The organism is Extibacter sp. GGCC_0201, from assembly GCF_017566055.1.
GTDB lineage: Bacteria > Bacillota > Clostridia > Lachnospirales > Lachnospiraceae > Extibacter.
Genome location: NZ_JABFCH010000312.1, coordinates 1 through 206 on the forward strand (window position 1 = coordinate 1; position 206 = coordinate 206).

Genomic DNA, 206 nt, shown 5'->3' on the forward strand with positions numbered 1-206 from the left:
TTGCCTATGTGCTGGACGAGAAAAATGATCTGTACAAAAATTTGAATAAAGAAATGATTTCCATTGAAAAGGTGGAGACAAAGCCGGATATTCAGGAGCTGCACCATATGATCAAAGCTCATGTGGAGGCTACCGGCTCCGGGAAGGGACAGGAAGTGCTGGCGCATTTTCAGGAGTATCTGCCTAAATTCAAAAAGATCATTCCG

At 43.7% G+C, this 206-nt stretch carries 1 protein-coding gene; it reads left to right on the plus strand.

Going from position 1 to position 206, the window contains the following annotated elements:
- A partial coding sequence (locus HJV72_RS19650; protein ID WP_208073574.1) for a hypothetical protein occupies positions 1-206 on the plus strand: 206 nt, incomplete at both ends.